Annotated in this window: 14 protein-coding genes; 7 read left to right on the forward strand and 7 right to left on the reverse strand. The window is 62.4% G+C overall.

The window, feature by feature from the left end; translation table 11 throughout:
• The first annotated feature begins 57 nt into the window (after window positions 1-57).
• From ACFSGJ_RS00700 to ACFSGJ_RS00710, 3 genes are all read left to right on the forward strand, one after another.
• Window positions 58-1,917: an amidohydrolase gene (locus tag ACFSGJ_RS00700; protein ID WP_390258606.1), complete on the forward strand. Its 1,860-nt coding sequence runs from the start codon at window positions 58-60 to the stop codon at window positions 1,915-1,917.
• Window positions 1,918-1,953: 36 nt separating this feature from the next.
• On the forward strand, window positions 1,954-2,334 hold the full coding sequence (locus ACFSGJ_RS00705) for a DoxX family membrane protein (protein WP_390258608.1): 381 nt from the start codon (window positions 1,954-1,956) through the stop codon (window positions 2,332-2,334).
• 279 nt (window positions 2,335-2,613) lie between these two features.
• Complete coding sequence (locus ACFSGJ_RS00710) at window positions 2,614-4,212, forward strand: MFS transporter (protein ID WP_390258610.1); 1,599 nt, start codon at window positions 2,614-2,616, stop codon at window positions 4,210-4,212.
• A 502-nt stretch (window positions 4,213-4,714) separates the two neighbouring features.
• Here ACFSGJ_RS00710 and ACFSGJ_RS00715 read toward each other — a convergent pair.
• From ACFSGJ_RS00715 to ACFSGJ_RS00730, 4 genes are all read right to left on the reverse strand, one after another.
• Window positions 4,715-6,097, reverse strand: coding sequence for an aldehyde dehydrogenase family protein (locus ACFSGJ_RS00715; RefSeq protein WP_390258612.1), 1,383 nt, complete (start codon window positions 6,095-6,097; stop codon window positions 4,715-4,717).
• Between the two features lie 23 nt (window positions 6,098-6,120).
• Complete coding sequence (locus tag ACFSGJ_RS00720) at window positions 6,121-7,776, reverse strand: acetolactate synthase large subunit (RefSeq protein WP_390258614.1); 1,656 nt, start codon at window positions 7,774-7,776, stop codon at window positions 6,121-6,123.
• A gap of 104 nt (window positions 7,777-7,880) precedes the next feature.
• Window positions 7,881-8,165 (reverse strand): GNAT family N-acetyltransferase, encoded by a 285-nt coding sequence (locus tag ACFSGJ_RS00725; protein ID WP_390258616.1) that lies wholly within the window; start codon window positions 8,163-8,165, stop codon window positions 7,881-7,883.
• Window positions 8,166-8,187: 22 nt separating this feature from the next.
• On the reverse strand, window positions 8,188-9,264 hold the full coding sequence (locus tag ACFSGJ_RS00730; protein ID WP_390258618.1) for an LLM class flavin-dependent oxidoreductase: 1,077 nt from the start codon (window positions 9,262-9,264) through the stop codon (window positions 8,188-8,190).
• Window positions 9,265-9,855: 591 nt separating this feature from the next.
• Between ACFSGJ_RS00730 and ACFSGJ_RS00735 the strand changes: the two genes are divergently transcribed.
• Window positions 9,856-10,791, forward strand: coding sequence for a pirin family protein (locus ACFSGJ_RS00735; RefSeq protein ID WP_390258943.1), 936 nt, complete (start codon window positions 9,856-9,858; stop codon window positions 10,789-10,791).
• Between the two features lie 225 nt (window positions 10,792-11,016).
• Entirely contained in the window at window positions 11,017-12,318 is a 1,302-nt protein-coding gene (locus ACFSGJ_RS00740) for a DUF5996 family protein (RefSeq protein ID WP_390258620.1), read from the forward strand.
• Here the strand turns inward: ACFSGJ_RS00740 and ACFSGJ_RS00745 are convergent.
• Window positions 12,253-12,942, reverse strand: coding sequence for a nuclear transport factor 2 family protein (locus ACFSGJ_RS00745; protein WP_390258622.1), 690 nt, complete (start codon window positions 12,940-12,942; stop codon window positions 12,253-12,255). The genes ACFSGJ_RS00740 and ACFSGJ_RS00745 overlap by 66 nt on opposite strands.
• A 108-nt stretch (window positions 12,943-13,050) precedes the next feature.
• Complete coding sequence (locus ACFSGJ_RS00750) at window positions 13,051-13,704, reverse strand: hydrolase (protein WP_390258623.1); 654 nt, start codon at window positions 13,702-13,704, stop codon at window positions 13,051-13,053.
• 718 nt (window positions 13,705-14,422) lie between these two features.
• On the opposite strand from ACFSGJ_RS00750, the gene ACFSGJ_RS00755 reads away from it, so the two are divergent.
• Window positions 14,423-15,340 (forward strand): AraC family transcriptional regulator, encoded by a 918-nt coding sequence (locus ACFSGJ_RS00755; RefSeq protein ID WP_390258625.1) that lies wholly within the window; start codon window positions 14,423-14,425, stop codon window positions 15,338-15,340.
• 706 nt (window positions 15,341-16,046) lie between these two features.
• Complete coding sequence (locus ACFSGJ_RS00760) at window positions 16,047-17,213, forward strand: acetyl-CoA acetyltransferase (protein WP_390258626.1); 1,167 nt, start codon at window positions 16,047-16,049, stop codon at window positions 17,211-17,213.
• A gap of 215 nt (window positions 17,214-17,428) precedes the next feature.
• Here the strand turns inward: ACFSGJ_RS00760 and ACFSGJ_RS00765 are convergent, their stop codons facing one another.
• Window positions 17,429-18,277, reverse strand: coding sequence for an oxidoreductase (locus ACFSGJ_RS00765; RefSeq protein ID WP_390258629.1), 849 nt, complete (start codon window positions 18,275-18,277; stop codon window positions 17,429-17,431).
• Between the last annotated feature and the right edge of the window lie 39 nt (window positions 18,278-18,316).

The raw sequence follows: 18,316 nt of genomic DNA on the forward strand, positions 1-18,316 counted from the left end.
GCGGTGGTGGCAGCCAGCCGCCGGTTCCCTTTTCTCGAATGTGAAATGAGGCTCGCATTGACCGATCTGATCCTGCGCAATGGCCGCATCACCACCCTCGATCCAAGAACCCCCGACGCTACAGCCTTGTCCGTCAAGGACGGTCGCATCGAGGCTGTCGGCTCGGATCAGGCGATCATGTCAGCTGCGGATGCGTCAACGCGGGTCATCGACCTGAACGGGCGACGGGTGATCCCCGGTCTGAATGACAGCCACACCCATCTCATCCGCGGGGGCTTGAGCTACAATATCGAATTGCGGTGGGAAAACGTGCCATCGGTGGCAGATGCCCTGGCCATGCTGCGGCGTCAGGCGGCGAATACGCCCGCGCCGCAATGGGTGCGGGTCGTCGGCGGCTGGTCCGAGTTCCAGTTCGCCGAACGGCGTATGCCCACGCTGGACGAGATCAATCAGGCCGCACCCGATACACCCGTCTTCGTGCTTCACCTTTATTCGCGCGCCTTGCTGAACCGCGCGGCGTTGCGTGTCCTCGGCATCGGGCGCGACACGCCGTCCCCGCCCGGTGGCGAGATCGAGCGGGACGCGCGCGGCAACCCGACGGGCATGCTGATTGCGCGGCCTTCGGCGCTGATCCTTTACTCCACTCTGGCGCAGGGGCCGAAGCTGCCCGTGGACGACCAGATCAACTCGACCCGCCATTTCATGCGAGAGTTGAACCGCCTTGGCGTCACAAGCGTCATTGATGCCGGCGGCGGCGGACAGAACTACCCCGAGGATTACGACGTCATCCGCCACCTTCATGAAGAAGGGCAGATGACGCTGCGCATCGCCTATAACCTCTTTGCGCAAAAGGCGGGGCAGGAGCTGAGCGATTACGAACGCTGGATCGCGATGACGTCGCCCGGCGCGGGCGACGCGATGTTGCGCATGAACGGGGCGGGGGAAAACCTTGCCTGGTCCGCTGCGGATTTCGAGAACTTTCTCGAACCGCGCCCCGAACCGGCCCCGGTGATGGAGGCTGAACTCGAGAAGATTGTCGAGCTTCTGGCGGAGAATGAATGGCCGTTCCGCATCCACGCGACCTATGACGAAACGATCGACCGTTTCCTGACGGTGTTCGAGCGGGTGAACGGCCGCGCGCCCTTCAGGACGCGCTTCATCATCGACCACGCCGAGACGATCAGCCCCCGCAACATCGAACGTATTCGCGCGCTTGGCGGCGGCATTGCCACCCAGCACCGGATGGCGTTCCAGGGCGAATATTTCGTGGACCGCTACGGCGCCGACGCGGCCCGCGCGACACCACCGATCCGCGAGATGCTGAATGCCGGCCTGCCCGTTGGCGGCGGAACCGACGCCACACGGGTTGCAAGCTATGACCCCTGGGTCGCGCTGCACTGGCTCACGACCGGCCGGACTGTCGGGGGGCTCCCCCTTTTCGATGATGCGCATCTTCTGACGCGCGAGGAAGCGCTGGCGATCTGGACCACTGGGTCCGCGTGGTTCTCGGGCGAGCAGGACCAGAAAGGACGGCTGATGCCCGGGATGCATGCCGACCTGGCCGTTCTGTCCGCCGACCTCATGGCGGTCGAGGATGCCGCGATCCGGTCGATCACCTCGGTCCTTACCGTGCTCGGTGGCCGCGTGGTCTTTGCGGATGCCGAGTTTTCGGATCTCGACCCGCCGGTGCCGCCGCCCAGCCCGTCCTGGTCGGTCAATGCCACCTTCGCCAGTCCCGCGCAGCGTGCAGGCGCGCAAGAACCAGCCGCCATGCGGATGCGGGCCTGCGCGGACGGCTGCGGCAATTCCTGCGGCTTGCACGGCCATGACCATGGCATCGCCTGGTCGAATCCCATTCCTGTGGGTGATGTCCGGAGTTTCTGGGGCGCACTTGGTTGCTCGTGCTTCATGGCCTGAACCCGATGGATCGGCAGCAAACGAAAGGCGGAGCCGATGACGACAGCGGAGCACATTCTTGTTGGCATTGCGGCGCTGCTCGTGACAGCGCCGTACTGGGTCAGTGCCGGCCTGAAGACACTATGGTTTCGGGCCACGATCGCCGAGATGCAGGCCCTGGGCGTCGAACCGGCAAGGCCGATCGCGCAAGCCACGATCCTTGTCCAGGCCTTTGGCTCGGCTGCGCTCGTCCTGAATATCTTTCCGCTTGCCGGCGTGCTGGCCCTGGCGGCCTTCACCGTGGCTGCGACCTGCGTCGGTCACGCCTTCTGGCGCCTGCCGGCGGGCGAGCGGCTGAACGGCGCCAATGGCTTTCTCGCGAATGTGGGGCTTGTCGGAGGCCTGATATGCGTCGCGTTGCTCCGTTATCTGCCCTGAGAGGATTGAATATGGCCGAACCTGACATCGCGCTCGAACGGAGCCATAGCAGGCGCCCCTGCACAGGGCATGTCGCGGGCCATTCCGATAGGGCCATCTCCGAGCCCCTGCTCATCGCCGACCGAACCTTCGTCCCGGCCAATCCACCGCCACCAGGCGTGCGGGAACCCGCCGGAAAGATGCCCGCCGGAAAGATGATTGTCCCCCGATGCAAGCGGATCGTCTCGGACTGTCCGTTCATGTGCGCCCATGCACCCAATCCCGGCGAGGAGCTGGCCAATGCCGTCCACTGACAAGACAGCCGCAAAAGCCGGCCCGTTTTCACCCTTCGCCCATCGCGCCTTTGCGCTTCTCTGGACTGCGGCGCTGATCTCGAACATCGGCACATGGATGCATGAGGTCGGCGCGGGCTGGCTGATGACCGAGTTGAGCCCGTCGCCGGCGGTTGTCACGCTTGTGCAGGCTGCGACCAGCCTGCCGATCTTTCTGTTCGCGCTTTTTGCCGGCACGCTGGCCGATCGCCTGGACAAGCGGCACATGCTGATCGTGATCAACTTGCTGCTCTTCGTCGTCATTGCTGTTCTCGCCGTTCTCGTCCGGGCCGAACTCGTGACTCCAACGGTACTGCTTCTCTTCACGCTGGTGATCGGGACATGCGCGGCCTTCATGGCACCTGCCTGGCAGGCCGTCGTGCCGATGCTGGTGCCGCGGTCCAAGTTGCGCCCGGCGATCGGCCTGAACTCGATGGGCATCAATGTCAGTCGCGCGATCGGCCCCGCGCTTGCAGGCATCCTGATTGCCTCGGTCGGTCTGGCCGCTCCCTTTGCCTTGAACGCTGTCAGCCATCTGGTCATCATCGTGGCCCTGCTCCTCTGGCGGCCAGAGGTCCCTGCGGTCTCAAAGCGTAATCATCTGCCGATCCTGCAGGACATGGCGACGGGCCTGCGCCATGTGCGCCACAACAAGCCGATGCTGCAAACGCTGATCCGCGCCTTTGCCTTCTTTATCTCCGCATCGGCATTCTGGGCAATGATGCCGCTGGTTGCGCGCGGGGCAGATGACGCCGGTTCCTCTCTCTATGGGTTCCTGGTGGCAACGGTTGGCGTAGGGGCGGTTCTGGGCGCCCTGGGGCTTCCTTACCTGCAGGGACGCCTGGACGCGAACCGGGTCGTGCAACTGGGCACGGCGATGACCGCGGCCGCCTTGCTGGCCTTTGCGTTTTCGACCGCAACGGCAGTGATCATACCGGGGGCCTTCCTTGGGGGCGTGGCCTGGATTCTCGTCCTTACATCGGTGAACGTTTCGGCGCAGATGGCATTGCCGGACTGGATCCGCGCACGCGGTCTTGCCGTCAACCTCATGGTGTTCTTTGGCTCGATGTCGGCGGGTTCGTTGATCTGGGGACAGATTGCCAGCCGCCTGTCGATCAGCGCCGCGCTTTTTCTGGCGGCCGTGGGACTTCTCATTGGGCTGCTTGCCACCCGGCGTGTCGAGCTTGGCACATCCGATGATCTGGACTTGGCACCGGCAAATGCCTGGCCCGAAGCTCCGCCCCTTGCCGAAGGAGATCGCGACGACTCACCCGCCGTTGTGATGATCCAGTTTCAGATCGCGCCAGAAGACAGGGCGGCATTCGTCAAAGCTGCCTACAAGCTTTCCGCAGAACGGTATCGGAACGGCGCGACACGATGGGAATTGATCCACGACGTTACGGATCCGACCATCTGGTTCGAGATATTTTTCCTGCCGAGTTGGGCCGAACACCTGCAGCAGCACGCGCGCACCACGAATGCGGATGCTCAACTGCATACCGAATTGCACGCGTTCGACCGACGTCCAGAGGGGCCTTCCGTCAACCACTATATTGCGGCGGCCTGACATCAGGCCCGGATACGGCGGAGCACGATGCTGAAACCCAAAGCCACGTGCCATTGCCCCGCCGCCGTGCAATGTCAAACGCAATACGGGAACGCGGACGGGCGCCCGTTTGCGTATTTGGTGCACCGCCGGCAGTCAGAGGTTTGGTCCCGTGCCGTCGGAACCCACAAGCCCGGAATGTCATCGACCCGCAACGGGTGACGCCAGAGCACCGCGAGCATCGCACATCGACGCAGCGGGGGGCCTTTCAGCTACATGGTCAATAAGGACTCTTGGGCGCCTTCGCACGCGTTCTCGAAGACGGGCGGGCCGCCTGCCACGGACTTGGAGGGGGCTATCCCCGGGACGCCGGATAGTAACGGAAAGCTACGATCGGACGTCTGCTGGGCTCCGCGGACCGGGAGACCAGGACATGACGAAGCGCCGGCGCCAGCGGGAGAGTAAGCTCCGGCTCCCGCGGTGCGCCGACCGGCAGTCCACGCCGGAGGCTCACACAGCAAGTTCAGCTTCTGTGCATGATGATCATCTTTTCCTGCGTCATGTCGCGCATGGTATAGCCGATGCCGCCGGTGCCGTATCCGGATTCCCTCCGGCCGGCAAAGGGCATCCAGTCCGTCCGGAATGCGGTAAGATCATTGATCATCACAGCCGAGGCATCGAACCTGTTTGCCGCGCGCAATGCGACGTCGATGTCCTGCGCGAAGATGCTGGATTGGAAGGCCGTGGGCAGCGCGTTGGCGCGCGCGATGGCGTCATCGAGATCGCTGTAGCGATAGACAGCGACCACCGGGCCGAAAACTTCCTGTGTCGATACTCTCGCATCGATGGCGGGATCGAGCAGCACCGCCGGACGCACGGTCGTCTCGGAAAGCCGGTCGCCGCCGGTCGCAAGAAGAGCCCCCCCATCAACCGCTTCGTCAATCCACTGCCTGACCCGGTCGGCCTCGCGCGGGAGGATCAGTGGACCAACCTCGGTCTCCATGAGAGAGGGATCGGCGGTGCGCAATTTCTCGACGCGGTCAATGAGCTTCTGCGTGAAACTATCGGCAATATCGCGATGGACGTAAATCCGCTGCGTCGACACGCAAACCTGGCCGGCATGGTAATATGCGCCCTTGACGATCGGCTCGATAATCTTGTCGAGATCGGCACTGCGGTCGACGATGGCTGGTGCTGCGCCACCATGCTCGAGTGCCGAGCGGGTGCCCGGAGCAAGCTTGGAGTGCAGCGACCAGCCGACCCTGGCAGAGCCGATGAAGCTCATGAACGCGATGCGCTGATCGGTTGCAAGATTCTGGGCCAGTTCGTTATTTGCCGCAATGAAGCTCTGGCACCATGGCTCCGGCAGGCCGGCCTCGTGGACCAGTGCCACGAAGTCGAGACAGGACAGCGGCGTGGTACTTGCCGGCTTGACGATGACCGGGCAGCCGACCGCGATGGCTGGCGCCACCTGGTGCACGATCAGATTTAGCGGGTGATTGAAGGCCGAGATCGCCGCGACGACGCCGATCGGCTCTTTTGTGGTGAAGGCCCAGCGGTTCTCAGCCGCCGCGGACAATCCCATCGGGATCTCCCGTCCGCCGAAATTGCGGAGCTCGTCGGCGGCGTTGAGCACGCCGTCAATGGCACGATTTGTCTCGACGATGGCGTCGCGCAGCGGTTTGCCGCCCTCTCGCGCGATCTGCCTGGCAAGATGATCGCGCTTTTCTTCCATCAGTGTGGCGAGCCTGCGCAGGATCGCGACGCGCTGATGAGGCTTGAGCCAGCCGTCCCGGTCCTTGAAGACACGCTCCGCGGCCTGCAGCTTGCGCTCCAGGGCGGCGGCATCGTCGGTCTCTATCTCGGTGATCGGCTCACGGTCGAAGGCCTGCACGACTCTCAGCATGGGCGGTCTCCTTTTCGTCTGCGTCACGCACATTCCACATCGGGCGTGCGATTGCGCAACTCGTCTACCAGCACGCGCGTATTCTCGGAATAATCGATTGGTACGTCGACCAGATGCACGCCGCCGCCAGCGAAGGCCGCCTCGAGCGTCGGGACGAGATCTTCGACTGCCGTCACGCGTGAACCCTTCGCGCCGTAGGCCTCGGCATAGCGGACGAAATCGGGATTGCCAAAGCTCATGCCGAAATCCGGGAAGTTATCAACCGCCTGCTTCCAGCGGATCATGCCATAGGCGTTGTCGTTCAGGATGACCACGACGAGGTTCAGCCCGAGCCGCACCGCCGTCTCCATCTCCTGCGAGTTCATCATGAAGCCGCCATCCCCGCAGACCGCCATGACGCGCCGCCCCGGATAAAGCATTGCCGCCATCATAGCCGAGGGCAGACCGGCCCCCATTGTGGCGAGGGCGTTATCGAGGAGCAACGTATTCGCAACATGGGTGCGGTAGTTGCGGGCGAACCAGATCTTGTACATGCCGTTGTCGAGACAGACGATCCCGTCCTCGGGCATGACCGCGCGGACATCATGGACGATGCGCTGAGGTGTAACCGGAAAACGATCCTCCTCGGCGCGATCATTAAGGCGCGCAAGAATTTTCTGGCGCAGGTCGAGCATGCCCTGATCGCCGGCCAACTGTCCTTCAAGCCGCTCGCCAAGCGCGGTGACGGTGGCCCCGATATCGCCGATCACCTCGATATCAGGGTGGTAGACCTGTTCAACCGTAGCGGACTGGTAGCTGATATGGATAACCTTGCGTCCGCCCGCGCTCTTCATCAGGAAGGGCGGCTTTTCGACCGTGTCGTGGCCGATCGCGACGATCAGGTCGGCACGTTCCACGGCTTCATGGACGTAATCGCCCTCAGAAAGGGCGGCGGTCCCCATGTAGCGGTCAGAGCCACCGGTGACCGCTCCCTTTCCCATCTGTGTATTGAAGAATGGCAGTTTCGTACGCGCTATGAAACGCGACAGCGCCTCGACCAGCGCTGGCCGGTTGCCGGCCGCGCCGACCATGACCAGGGGCCGCCGCGCTGCGATGATTGCCCGGGCCGCGCTGTTGACTGCGGCCGCACTGGCAACGGGCCGCTCCAGGGCGTGAGGGGCGATGACGGGGATGTCCTCTACCGGGTCGGAAGCGACATCTTCCGGAAGTTCAAGATGAACGGGTCCCGGTCGTTCTTCCGTCGCGACCCTGAAAGCATCCCGTACCGTTGCAGGAATACTGGCCGCGCTGACGATCTGGCGCGTCATCTTCGTCAGCGGTTTCATCGAGGCAACGACATCGACGATCTGAAAGCGCGCCTGTTTGGCGCTCATCAGGGGTTTCTGACCGGTGATGAGGATCATGGGCATCGCGCCGAGGTGCGCATAGGCCGCACCTGTCGAGAAATTCAAAGCGCCCGGGCCGAGCGTGGCGAGGCAGACACCGGGTCTGCCCGTAAGCCGCCCATGCGTTGCAGCCATGAAAGCGGCCGCCTGCTCATGGCGTGTCAGGACCAGCTGAATGCTGGATGTTCTCAGCGATTCCAGCACGTCGAGATTCTCCTCGCCCGGCACGCCAAAGATGCGGTCGACCCCTTCATTCTCCAGCGCGGCGACAAACAGGTCCGATCCCTTGCCCATAGCACGAATCTCCTTTTCATGGTGTCGATGCACCGGCACCGATCCTGCAACAGAAAGTGTGATCGCCGTCGCGTATCATGTCGCGAAATCGCAATCGCACCCGTCTAGCCCGACACAATATCGGAATATTCCGGGTGGCGGGCATAAAAGCTGCCCATGAAGGAGCAGCGCAGGATGACTTTGCCGCCGCGTGCCCGAACTTCGTCAAAAACGCCGCGTGCAAGCTGCGAGCCGAGTCCCTCCCCGGAAAACTGATATGGCACCTCCGTATGAACAAGAACAAGCCCGCCATCCTCGACGCGATAATACGCGGCGGCGATTTCGCCATCACTCCCGTCTATCGGGAGCTCGAAACGCTTCTGGGCGGGATTGTCCACAACTTTGCTCATTCGTTTCCTCTGGCCTGCGGTGTCAGGTGATGTCCGCGTGTTGAGTGGTGGAAGACATCTGCGCTGCATCCTGGGCTCTCCGGACGATCGGGGCAACCTCCGTGCCAAGAAGCTCGATGGAGCGCTTCATCGCTGCCTTTTCCAGCGAGGCCGTGCTCATCTGGAAGGTAATGCGTGAAATGCCGCCAAGCGTCGCGCTTGCCTTCAGCATCTTGGCAGCCACCGTCCTCGGCTCCCCGATCAGGAACGCGCCTTCGGGGCTCGCCATGGCCTCGAACTGCTGACGCGTCGGCGGCGCCCAACCACGCTCTCTCCCGATCGTGCCGGTGAGATGGGCCCAGCCCGGAAAGAATGCATCCTTGGCTTCCGCATCCGTCTCGCCGACGAAGCCCATCGCATGGACGCCCACGGTGAGTTTGTCAGCACGGTGACCAGCCCGAATGCCGGCTTCGCGATAGAGATCGACGAGGGGACGGAAGCGCTCGAAGGTGCCACCGATGATGGCGACCATCAGCGGAAGGCCAAGCTCGCCCGCGCGCTGAAAAGACTGCGGCGTGCCGCCAACGCCCACCCATATGGGCATTCGCTGCTGATGCGGGCGCGGGAAAACACCTACGTCGTCAAGCGCCGCGCGGTGACGCCCCTCCCATGTGATGCTGGTTGTTTCGCCGAGGCGCAGCAACAGATCAAGCTTTTCGGCAAAAAGCTCGTCATATGCGCGGGTGTCGAGGCCGAACAACGGGAAGGCTTCGATGAAAGAGCCGCGTCCCACCACGATTTCGGCGCGTCCCCTCGAAATCAGATCGAGCGTCGCGAACTCCTGAAAAACCCGCACAGGATCGGCCGCGCTGAGCACGGTTACTGCGCTCGTCAGTCGGATGTTCCTGGTACGGGCAGCAGCGGCTGCGAGTATGACTGCTGGCGCGGAGTCGAGAAATTCAGCACGATGATGTTCGCCGATGCCGAAGACATCGAGCCCGGCTCGATCGGCAATCTCGATCTCCTCCAGAAGATCCGCCATGCGCTCCGTCGGCGAGGGAAGCCGCCCGGTGGCAGGATCGGAAAGGATCGCCGCGAAACTGTCTATGCCTATTTCCATTATGCGTCCTTTCAATTGGCTGTCGATCCTGATGATCGCACTCTCAGGATAGGCGTGGTTGCCCCGTTCCGCCGCGCAGGCGGCGCCGCTTCCTCAGGATCGGATTTCAAAATGCTGCTATCGGCTGCCGTCGCCGCCACTTCACTCTTCCACGCGCTATGATGTTCAGGAAATCCACGCCCCTGATCCGAAAATGTCGTCTGCAAACTGCGGTTTGTCCGCCCGGCAATGAATGCGTCCGTGGATGGCAGCGTTCACGTGCTTGGTGGAAGTTAGCGACAACACCTGTGCACTGCGTTGCAGATTCTGCCGGGCCGTTGCTGTTCTTGCTCCTTCCCGGCTCATCGCTGCGGGAAGGCTTGAGTTCGATCAGCTTCTTGGAGAGAGTATGTCTCGAGCCGGAGTTTCATTTCGGGACGATGCCGCGAGAGTGTGCCTCGATCGACCCGGTCACGAGAAATCCAGCCCGCCGGTAACCTGCCGGCCCTTTGCGCAGCGATATGCCGCTGGGCTTCGATCAGACATATCGGCGTCGGTGCCAGGACGATTAAACGGCCGGATCAGCCGGCCCGCTACAAGAGGATAAAGCGCATGAGTTGGAACCCAGCAATAGAGCCCGGTTGCCCCGACGAAGTTGGCGTCGATGCCATTGAGACACTCATCGTGCCGCGTTCCCGAGACCTCGGCGGTTTCGAGGTGCGGCGCGCCTTGCCCGCCCCGAAACGGCAGATGGTCGGGCCCTTCATCTTCTTCGATCAGGCAGGGCCGGCCGAGTTTCTGACGGGACAGGGCGTCGACGTCCGGCCGCATCCGCATATCGGCCTCGGCACGGTCACCTACCTGTTCAGGGGCGATTTTCATCACCGCGACAGCACCGGCGCCGATCAGATTATCCGCCCCGGTGCACTGAACTGGATGGTGGCAGGGCGGGGCGTCACGCATTCCGAGCGCACGACCGCAACCGCCCGAACGGGTCCGAACAGCCTGTTCGGAATCCAGACCTGGCTGGCCTTGCCGGACGGCTACGAGGATGTAGCGCCCAGCTTCGAGCACCATGGCGAGGCGACGCTGCCCGTCATCGAGGATCGCGGCGTTTCTGTTCGGTTGATCCTCGGCGACGCCTACGGCAAGGTCGCGCCCGCGAAGATGTTCTCCGAGACATTCTATGCCGATGTGAGGCTGGAACCGGGCAGCAGGCTCCCGATGCCGGACAACCACGAGGACCGCGGTATCTACATCCTGGAAGGTTCAATTTCGGTCGCCGGACAGGAATTCAAATCCGGTCAGATGATGGTGTTTCGCCCGGGCGACCGCATCACGGTTGCCGCCGGAGAACGGGGGTCCCGGCTGATGATCCTCGGGGGCGCCACGTTTAATGGGCCGCGCTACATCTGGTGGAATTTTGTCGCCTCGTCAAAGGAGCGGATTGAGGCAGCCAAGGAGGAATGGCGCGCCGGAAACTGGGGCGAGGGACGGTTCGACCTGCCCGTCGACGACCGGAGTGAACACATTCCCCTTCCCGATTGATCGAGGGCCTCGCTGAGGCGTCCACCCCGGAAGATACCATGGCCGTTCGCGACATCATGGTGGTTCTTGAGGGAAAGACTGCCGTCTCCCAAAAGAATGGAACCGTGACGTCAGGTCCCGGCGCGATCATGGCCATGCACGAGGGAGACAAGGTAACGATCCGTTCCCACGGCCTGGATGTGGTAGCGGCCCAGTTACCTGCCCCCGCTGGTAACGGCCCGAGGCATGATTGCTGCACAACACCCGCTCAAGCAGGCACTGGATGGAGACCGCGAAATGACGAACAAATGGCCCTCTTTCGATTACCTCAGCTGGCGTGAAACCTGTTCGGCGCTGCATCTCTACCTCCAGATCGTCGGCAAATACCGGCTTGCGCACACGCCGTGGCTCAACCATTCGTGGAACGCGACCTTTTACGTCACGCCACATGGTCTGGCCACCTCACCCATTCCGGACGGCCCGGGCATCGAAATCCTCTTCGACCTTCGCGATCACAAGGTGGTGGGCACCTGCGGCCATGGCCACAGGGCGTCGTTCGATCTTGGTCCGATGACGGTCGCGGCCTTCCACGCGAACTTCGTGCAGCTGATTTCCGATCTTGGCGGCACCCCGACCTTTCACGGCCGGCCGAACGAGGTTCCCTATCCGGTTCCCTTCGCCGAGGATGATCGGGATCGTCCCTATGATCGGGAAGCTGTTCAACGCTACCATCAGGCATTGGTGGCGGCGGATAAGGTATTTAACCGGTTCCGCACATCCTTTCTCGGGAAATCCAGCCCCGTTCACCTGTTCTGGGGCGCACTCGATCTGGCGGTGACCAGATTTTCCGGGCGACGGGCGCCGCTCCATCCCGCAGGTATTCCGTCGCTGCCAGATGACGTGGCACAGGAAGCCTATGACCGCGAGGTTTCCTCGGCGGGCTTCTGGCCGGGCGGCAACGGCATCGACTACCCGGCATTTTATGCCTATGCCTATCCGGCCCCGGCCGGGTATCGCGCGGCGTCTGTCAAGCCGGATGCGGCGTTCTTCCATGGTGATCTGTCGGAATTCATCCTGCCCTACGATGCCGTGCGCTCGGCTGCCAATCCTGACGAAGCTCTGATGGATTTTCTTGTTTCGACCTACGAGGCCGCCGCCGAATTGGGTGGCTGGGACCGGGATCTTCTGGAATGTGCGCACGGGCTGCCGCGACAGATTCGCGCGCCGGATGCCGCGGTAGCGTCGAAAGTGGCTTCGCTTGGTGATGTGCAGGTGGAGCGGGAAGACAGCCCGTCGAAAGGGCGTTATTGGCTCGTCATCGACGGGGTGGAAGCCGAGATGACGTATAGTCGGGCCGGTGACAAGCTGCTCATCATCGACCATACGGACGTTCCTGCGGCCCTGCGCGGTCGAAAGGTCGGCGAACGACTGGTGCGTCAGGCGATAGAGGATGCGCGACGCGAGGGTGTCGCCATCATGCCCCTATGCCCGTTCGCGAAGGCACAGATCGATCGCCATCCTGAATGGCAGGATGTTCTCCATCGGTGAGAAAAAGTGATGGGGGCGGCAATAAGCCGCCACCTGAGGCTCTTCGGCCCAGCCGCGGATCCGGCCGTGAATGGCGACAAGGTCGCCTTCGGCGACCATCATGCCCGGCTCGTAGTGGACCGATGACGACAGGGTCTCGACGATGCCCTGCAAGGCGCTTCGGCCCTGCGGTATGTTCGGATTATGTTGGATATAGTCTTCCGCATAGAGTCGCTCTACCGCCGAGGCATCGTGGCGCTGAAACAGTGACGTCATCGCATCCAGCACCAGTGCCTTGTTGCGGTGGGGTCTATCATCGCTGGTGCGATCGGCCGGCTGCGTAACCGCAATGGTTCCGGTCATCCGGAGGAAACGACCGTCAGGCAGCGTCGCGAACGAATGGACCACGCCCTTGTCATAGTCCTGAACATTCGTAACGGTTGCGCCGTCCTTTTCTTGCCAACTGACGGCAAAGATGCTGTTGCCAAGAGACTTGACCTCGATGTCGACAATCTCGATCCGCGCGAACGGCCCCTCCTTGATTTCGAATTTCAGCTGCTCGACCGACAATAACGTGAGGCTCACCTTGAAGTCCGGATACGACACATTCACTTCCAATCCGATCGGGAAAAGATCGACAGACATTATTACATGCTCCTTCCGAAATGACTTGGAGGGCAATGGGATGACGAAGACCAATCCGTGTCAGCTTCTTCGAAGCGCACGTTCCGATCTCCGTCATCCCGAAATTGGTTATGCCGCGTCGCCGGGCACAGGCGTGTTGAGCAACTGCTGTTCCCACAGATAGGCGATGGCGCTGCCGCCGAGGTGGTCTCTCAGGGCGTCGTTGAGCGCGAAAGCCGTCTCGGCGCGCGCCCAGTCGCGCTGCCACTCGGACGCAAGCGCTACCCAGGACATCATGTTGATACCTGCCGCGATCATACGCTGGATCGCTACCTCGTGGCTTTCAACCGATATGCCGCCGCACGCATCCGTGATCACCGTCACGTCCCAGCCTTCGCCGGCCGCCTGAATGGCGGGCATCGCCACGCAGATCTCGGTCCAGAGGCCCGCGATGACCAGTTGCTTGCGACCCGTCGCCTTGACCACATCGACGACTTTCGGGTCCTGCCAGGTGTTGATGAGCGTCCGGTCGATGACCTCCTGATCGGGAAACACTTCCGTAACATGCGGGAAGATGTAGCCGCCGCGCGCAGCGACGACGCTCGTCAGAATGGTGGGAACGTTGAACACCTTGGCCACCTTGGCAAGCGCAGTCGTGTTGTTCACCACCGCCTGCGGGTCGTGGCTGTTCAGGTTTGCGAGCTGATAGGGCTGGTGATCGATCAGCACGAGAACCGAGTCTTCCGGACGAAGAAGGGAGTCAAGACCATTGCGAAATTTCATGATTTCATCCTCTGCATTGGTGGATAGGTGCGTTTGGAGAGTGAACTCTAGCAGGCGCTGCCGAACCCTGCGGTGCAGAAGCTGGCGGGTTGTTGCTTGCTTTGCTGCCTTCGGGTTCTCCCTTGCCGGATGAGCGGCACCACGACGCAATCCTGCCGAACCATGCAGCCGGACGGGCTGGTTGTCCGGGCAACCTTTGCTTTGTTGCTTGAGGAGGGCGCGAGCGTTCCGCAAGATGCGACACAGATGCGCGAATTGCGAGGCTAGTGACGCTGAGCCAGGCTTGTTAACCTGAAGTCGATAGACAGAAGGCATGCACGCGCGGCAGGCTCAGCCTGTGGCGTTATCCGGGAGCACCAAACAAGAAGAGGAACCGCACTTGATCTGGAGTTCCGCCTTGGTTCCATGCCCCCGATGATGTCGGCGAAGCGACAAGATCGCTGATCATCGGCCTCTGCTACCGTGATGACAAGTTGCGCCGTATGGCCTCTGTTCAAGCCCCAAGTCAGCACTTTCTGGTGCTCTTTTTTTGACGACGCCGGACAGATGCCGGTCCGGAAAGTCATGGTATGTGCAAGGTGCGGGGTTTGACGCATGATAATGAGGTCCTGCGAGCGGCTGAACGCGAACGACTTAACCCCGTAACTCGGCGCCTGAATGGCGCCTCTCACAATTTCGACACAGGCGGCGAGGAACGCCGTATTTAAAGGAGACCGCCATGACCGGGGCCGCGCATCCGTCCTTCACCGATTGGTATAGGGAAGGCCCGTACGCACCCTTTGTCTACTCGGCAAAATCTGCAGGCGGGTTTCTCAACTTGTTCGGTTCGGTACAACCGGGCTCTGAAGTGAATTACCCGGCCATGCCCGATCTCGTCTTGCATCAGGCTCTGACACCCGGCACCCGTGTCAGCGCCAACCTTGGAGGAGGTCGTTTCAACGTTGCGATGGAGGTGGGTGGTTTCGTTATCGCCGCGCCGAATTTCGCAATTCAGTCAACCGTCCCGACAGTCCACGAGATGCGGAGCTTTGCGTTTCCCATGGCGCAGTGGCAATCCGTGCTTGACGAAGCGTCCGATGGCAGGCTGTCGTTTGACAGCCTGCGGATTTATCGCGGAGCGTTTACGACGCCGTCTCTTCAGGGAAAGCTCCGGAGGCTCTGGTCCTTGTGCGAGGAAGAAGGCACACCGTCCCGTCTGTTGGCGCGCGCTGCGGGCTGCGAGATCCTGGCCGAACTGTGCCAGCTTGGTGGTGCAGAGCTTGCGACGCCAAAAGGGGGCCTCGCCACATGGGCAGAGCGGCGCTGTATAGAGCTGATGCGCGCGCGGCTCGCGGACGACATCAGTCTTGATGAACTTGCTGCCGAGGCAAAGCTCTCACCGTTCCATTTTGCGCGCATGTTCAAGCAGACGACAGGAATGCCACCCCGGGTATATCTGACACAATTGAGACTGGAGAAAGCCTGCGAGCTTCTCGAAAAGACCGACCTGTCCATCATGGAGATCGCCCTCGAGGTCGGATATTCATCAAGTCAGGTGCTCGCCCGGGTCTTCTTGAAGCACCAGAACATGAGTGCTTCCGACTATCGCCGGGCCGTACGCGACCCGACGCGCATATATGGTCGTGTGTTTCCTTGAACGCAGGCGCATCTTGTCCGCTGGCGCGGCCCTGCCGGCGCCGGTATCGGGATCCTGGCGCGCGTCGGCTGGTCGGTGCAGGCAAAGGCGGGGCGACGGCCTGCCCTGATTCCCGCATAATGGTCCGGGCGGGCCGGCGCCACCTCGCCCCATGTCGGCTTGGCCGCTGTCCGGAGCGCCAGGCCAACCTGCCGCCGTTCCAAGCGTCACATCCGGCTCTTCCTGGCCCTTCCGCGAAGCTCTGGAATGATGTGGGTAGCTCTCCGATTATTTTGCGCGACGCTTGGTGTTGTGCGATCTTCTGCGCCTGTTGCGACGGCCCTGTTCAGGCGTGCGAGGGTCTCAACATATTCGCCCGGCTGGCCCGAGCCTCAGAAAGCGCCGACAGTTCGGGCGCATGGAGGACGACGTGGCGCACGGTCCGGTCGACGACCGCAGAGATGATCGCCGGGAGGTCGTCGTAACCTGAGAGCCGTCGGTCCCGTCAGCACCGCATCAGCGTTGAGCGGAGCTTAGGCCGCCAATATGGTTGCGGCGACCATGGGCGGCGGATCGACAGCGACCCGAGGGGTGTATCGCCGACACCTGTTCGGGCCGGAGCTTCCACGAATGCCGTCTCTTTGGTAAGGGTCGAAACCGCGCAGTTCACGAATTGGGCGTCACGGCGCTGCCAATGTCATGCGGGCCATGCGGAGGAGCAAAGCAGATGGATGCACGGATCGTCGGCTGGGGCCATACCCCGTTTGGCCGGCTCGCAGAGAGCCTGGAGGGACTTATCGTAGCTGCCGCACGCGAGGCGATCGCTTCGGCGGGGCTCGAGGCGTCGCAGATCGACGGGATCTGGTTGGGCCATTTCAACGCGGGCATGGTGCGCGATGGTTTTGCCGCCTCGCTGGCCCTGCAGGCGGATGACGCCCTGCGCTTCACCCCCGCTACCCGGCTGGAGAACGCCTGTGCCAGCGGTTCGGCGGCGATCCATGCCGCACGCAATGCGATCCGCGCGGGCGAGGCACGCATCGCTCTGGTGATCGGCGCCGAAAAGATGACCGGGCTGGATACAGCTGGCGTGACCGATGCGCTGATGCAGGCGGGATATGCTGCCGAGGAGGACGGGCAGAGTTTTCCCCGCATCTTCGCCCGTTTCGCCGATGCGTACTTTCAGGAAAATGGCGACCAGAGCCGGATTTTGGCCAGCATCGCCGCGAAGAACCATCGCAACGCGCTCGATAACCCGCTGGCGCATATGCGCAAGGATCTGGGCGAGGAGTTCTGCGCGACCGTCTCAGAGAGGAACCCGATGATCGCCCCGCCACTGCGGTTGAGCGATTGCTCTCTCATTTCTGACGGTGCGGCGGCTCTGATCCTGGTGGCGGAGGATATGGCGGCAGAGTTCGACCATGCCATCGGCTTTCGCGCTGCGGTGCAACTCAATGACTATCTGCCTATGTCCCGTCGCGAACTCTTGGCCTTTGAGGGCCCGGCGCGGGCGTTTGCACTGGCCTATGAACGCGCCGGGCTCACTGTTGACGATCTGGATTTCGCCGAAGTGCACGATTGTTTCACAATCGCCGAACTGCTGATCTACGAGGCAATGGGCATTGCAGCGCGCGGGCAGGGCGCGGTGGCCATCGAGTCCGGTGCGGTGTTCAGGGGCGGCCGGCTGCCGGTGAACCTCTCGGGCGGGTTGAAGGCCAAGGGGCATCCGGTCGGGGCAACAGGTGTATCAATGCATGTGTTGGCCGCGCGCCAGCTCGCGGGTGTCGCCGGTGCCATGCAGGTGCCCGATGCCCGACTGGGCTGCGTGTTCAACATGGGCGGATCTGCCGTGGCAAGCTATGTCTCGATCCTGGAACGTATGGGTGGCAAGGCATGAGCGTGACGGGCACGCCCCGCAGTAAAGGCTGAAAACGTGACGACACGACGGCAGAGCGCCGGCAGGTCGGTCACGGACAGCGACCAGACAGCCCGGACGCAGCACCGCACAGGCAGGTGCGACGTCCGGGCCTCGACCTCGGCTTGCCGAGGTCATCGCCAGGATGCCTTATGGCATCCGAGAACCTGACGGTGGCTGCATCAGCTCATCCGCCGTCAGGCGCGCTGGAGCACGTCGTCGTGGTCGGTTGACATCGCGAGGTGACGCCAGGCCTCGGACTCGGTCCGCAGTTGCGTGATCTTGCGATCCAACTCTGCCAGGCAATCGCTGCCCAACTGCGCCCGCAGCGGTGGTGCTTCGGTCGTGGCAAGCGTGAGAATGGCAGTCGCCGCCCTGACCGGGTCGCCGGGCTGATTGTGGTTGAGGCTTGGAACCACATCCCGGATGGCACCGGCGCTGGAATGATAGTCCGCGATGATATCGTCTTCCGTATCCAGGCTTTGCGCGTCAAGAAAATCTGTGCGGAAGTAGCCCGGTTCGACCACCGTGACCTGAATGCCAAGGCCGGCAAGCTCTGCGTGCATCGCCTCCGAGATGCCTTCTACTGCGAACTTGGTGGAGCAATAGATCCCGAAGCCGGCAGAGCTGCTGAAGCCACCGAGCGAGCTGATGTTGAGGATCCGGCCCGAGCGTTGCGCGCGCATGACCGGAAGCACCGCACGGGTGACGTTGAGCAAGCCGAACACGTTGATGTCGTAGAGCGAGCGAACCGCTGCGTCCGAGGACTCTTCCACAGCAGCCAGCAGACCACGTCCAGCGTTGTTGACCAGAACGTCGATCGTGCCAGAAACCTCTACCGCGGCAGAGACGGCCGTCCGGGCCTGGGCTTCATCCGTTACGTCAAGTGCCTGCGCGAGCAACCGCTCACCATGCCCCGGCAGTGCCTTCTTGACGGCGTCAGGATTACGGGCGGTGGCCACCACGTTATCGCCACGCTCAAGTGCCTGGCGGGCAATTTCCAGTCCGAAGCCGCGTGAGGCGCCGGTAATGAACCACGTTGTCATGATGTGCTCCTTATGGGGGAACTCTTCCCCCTCGTGTGT

It is taken from the genome of Halodurantibacterium flavum (genome assembly GCF_042681825.1).
Classification (GTDB): Bacteria; Pseudomonadota; Alphaproteobacteria; order Rhodobacterales; family Rhodobacteraceae; genus Halodurantibacterium; species Halodurantibacterium flavum.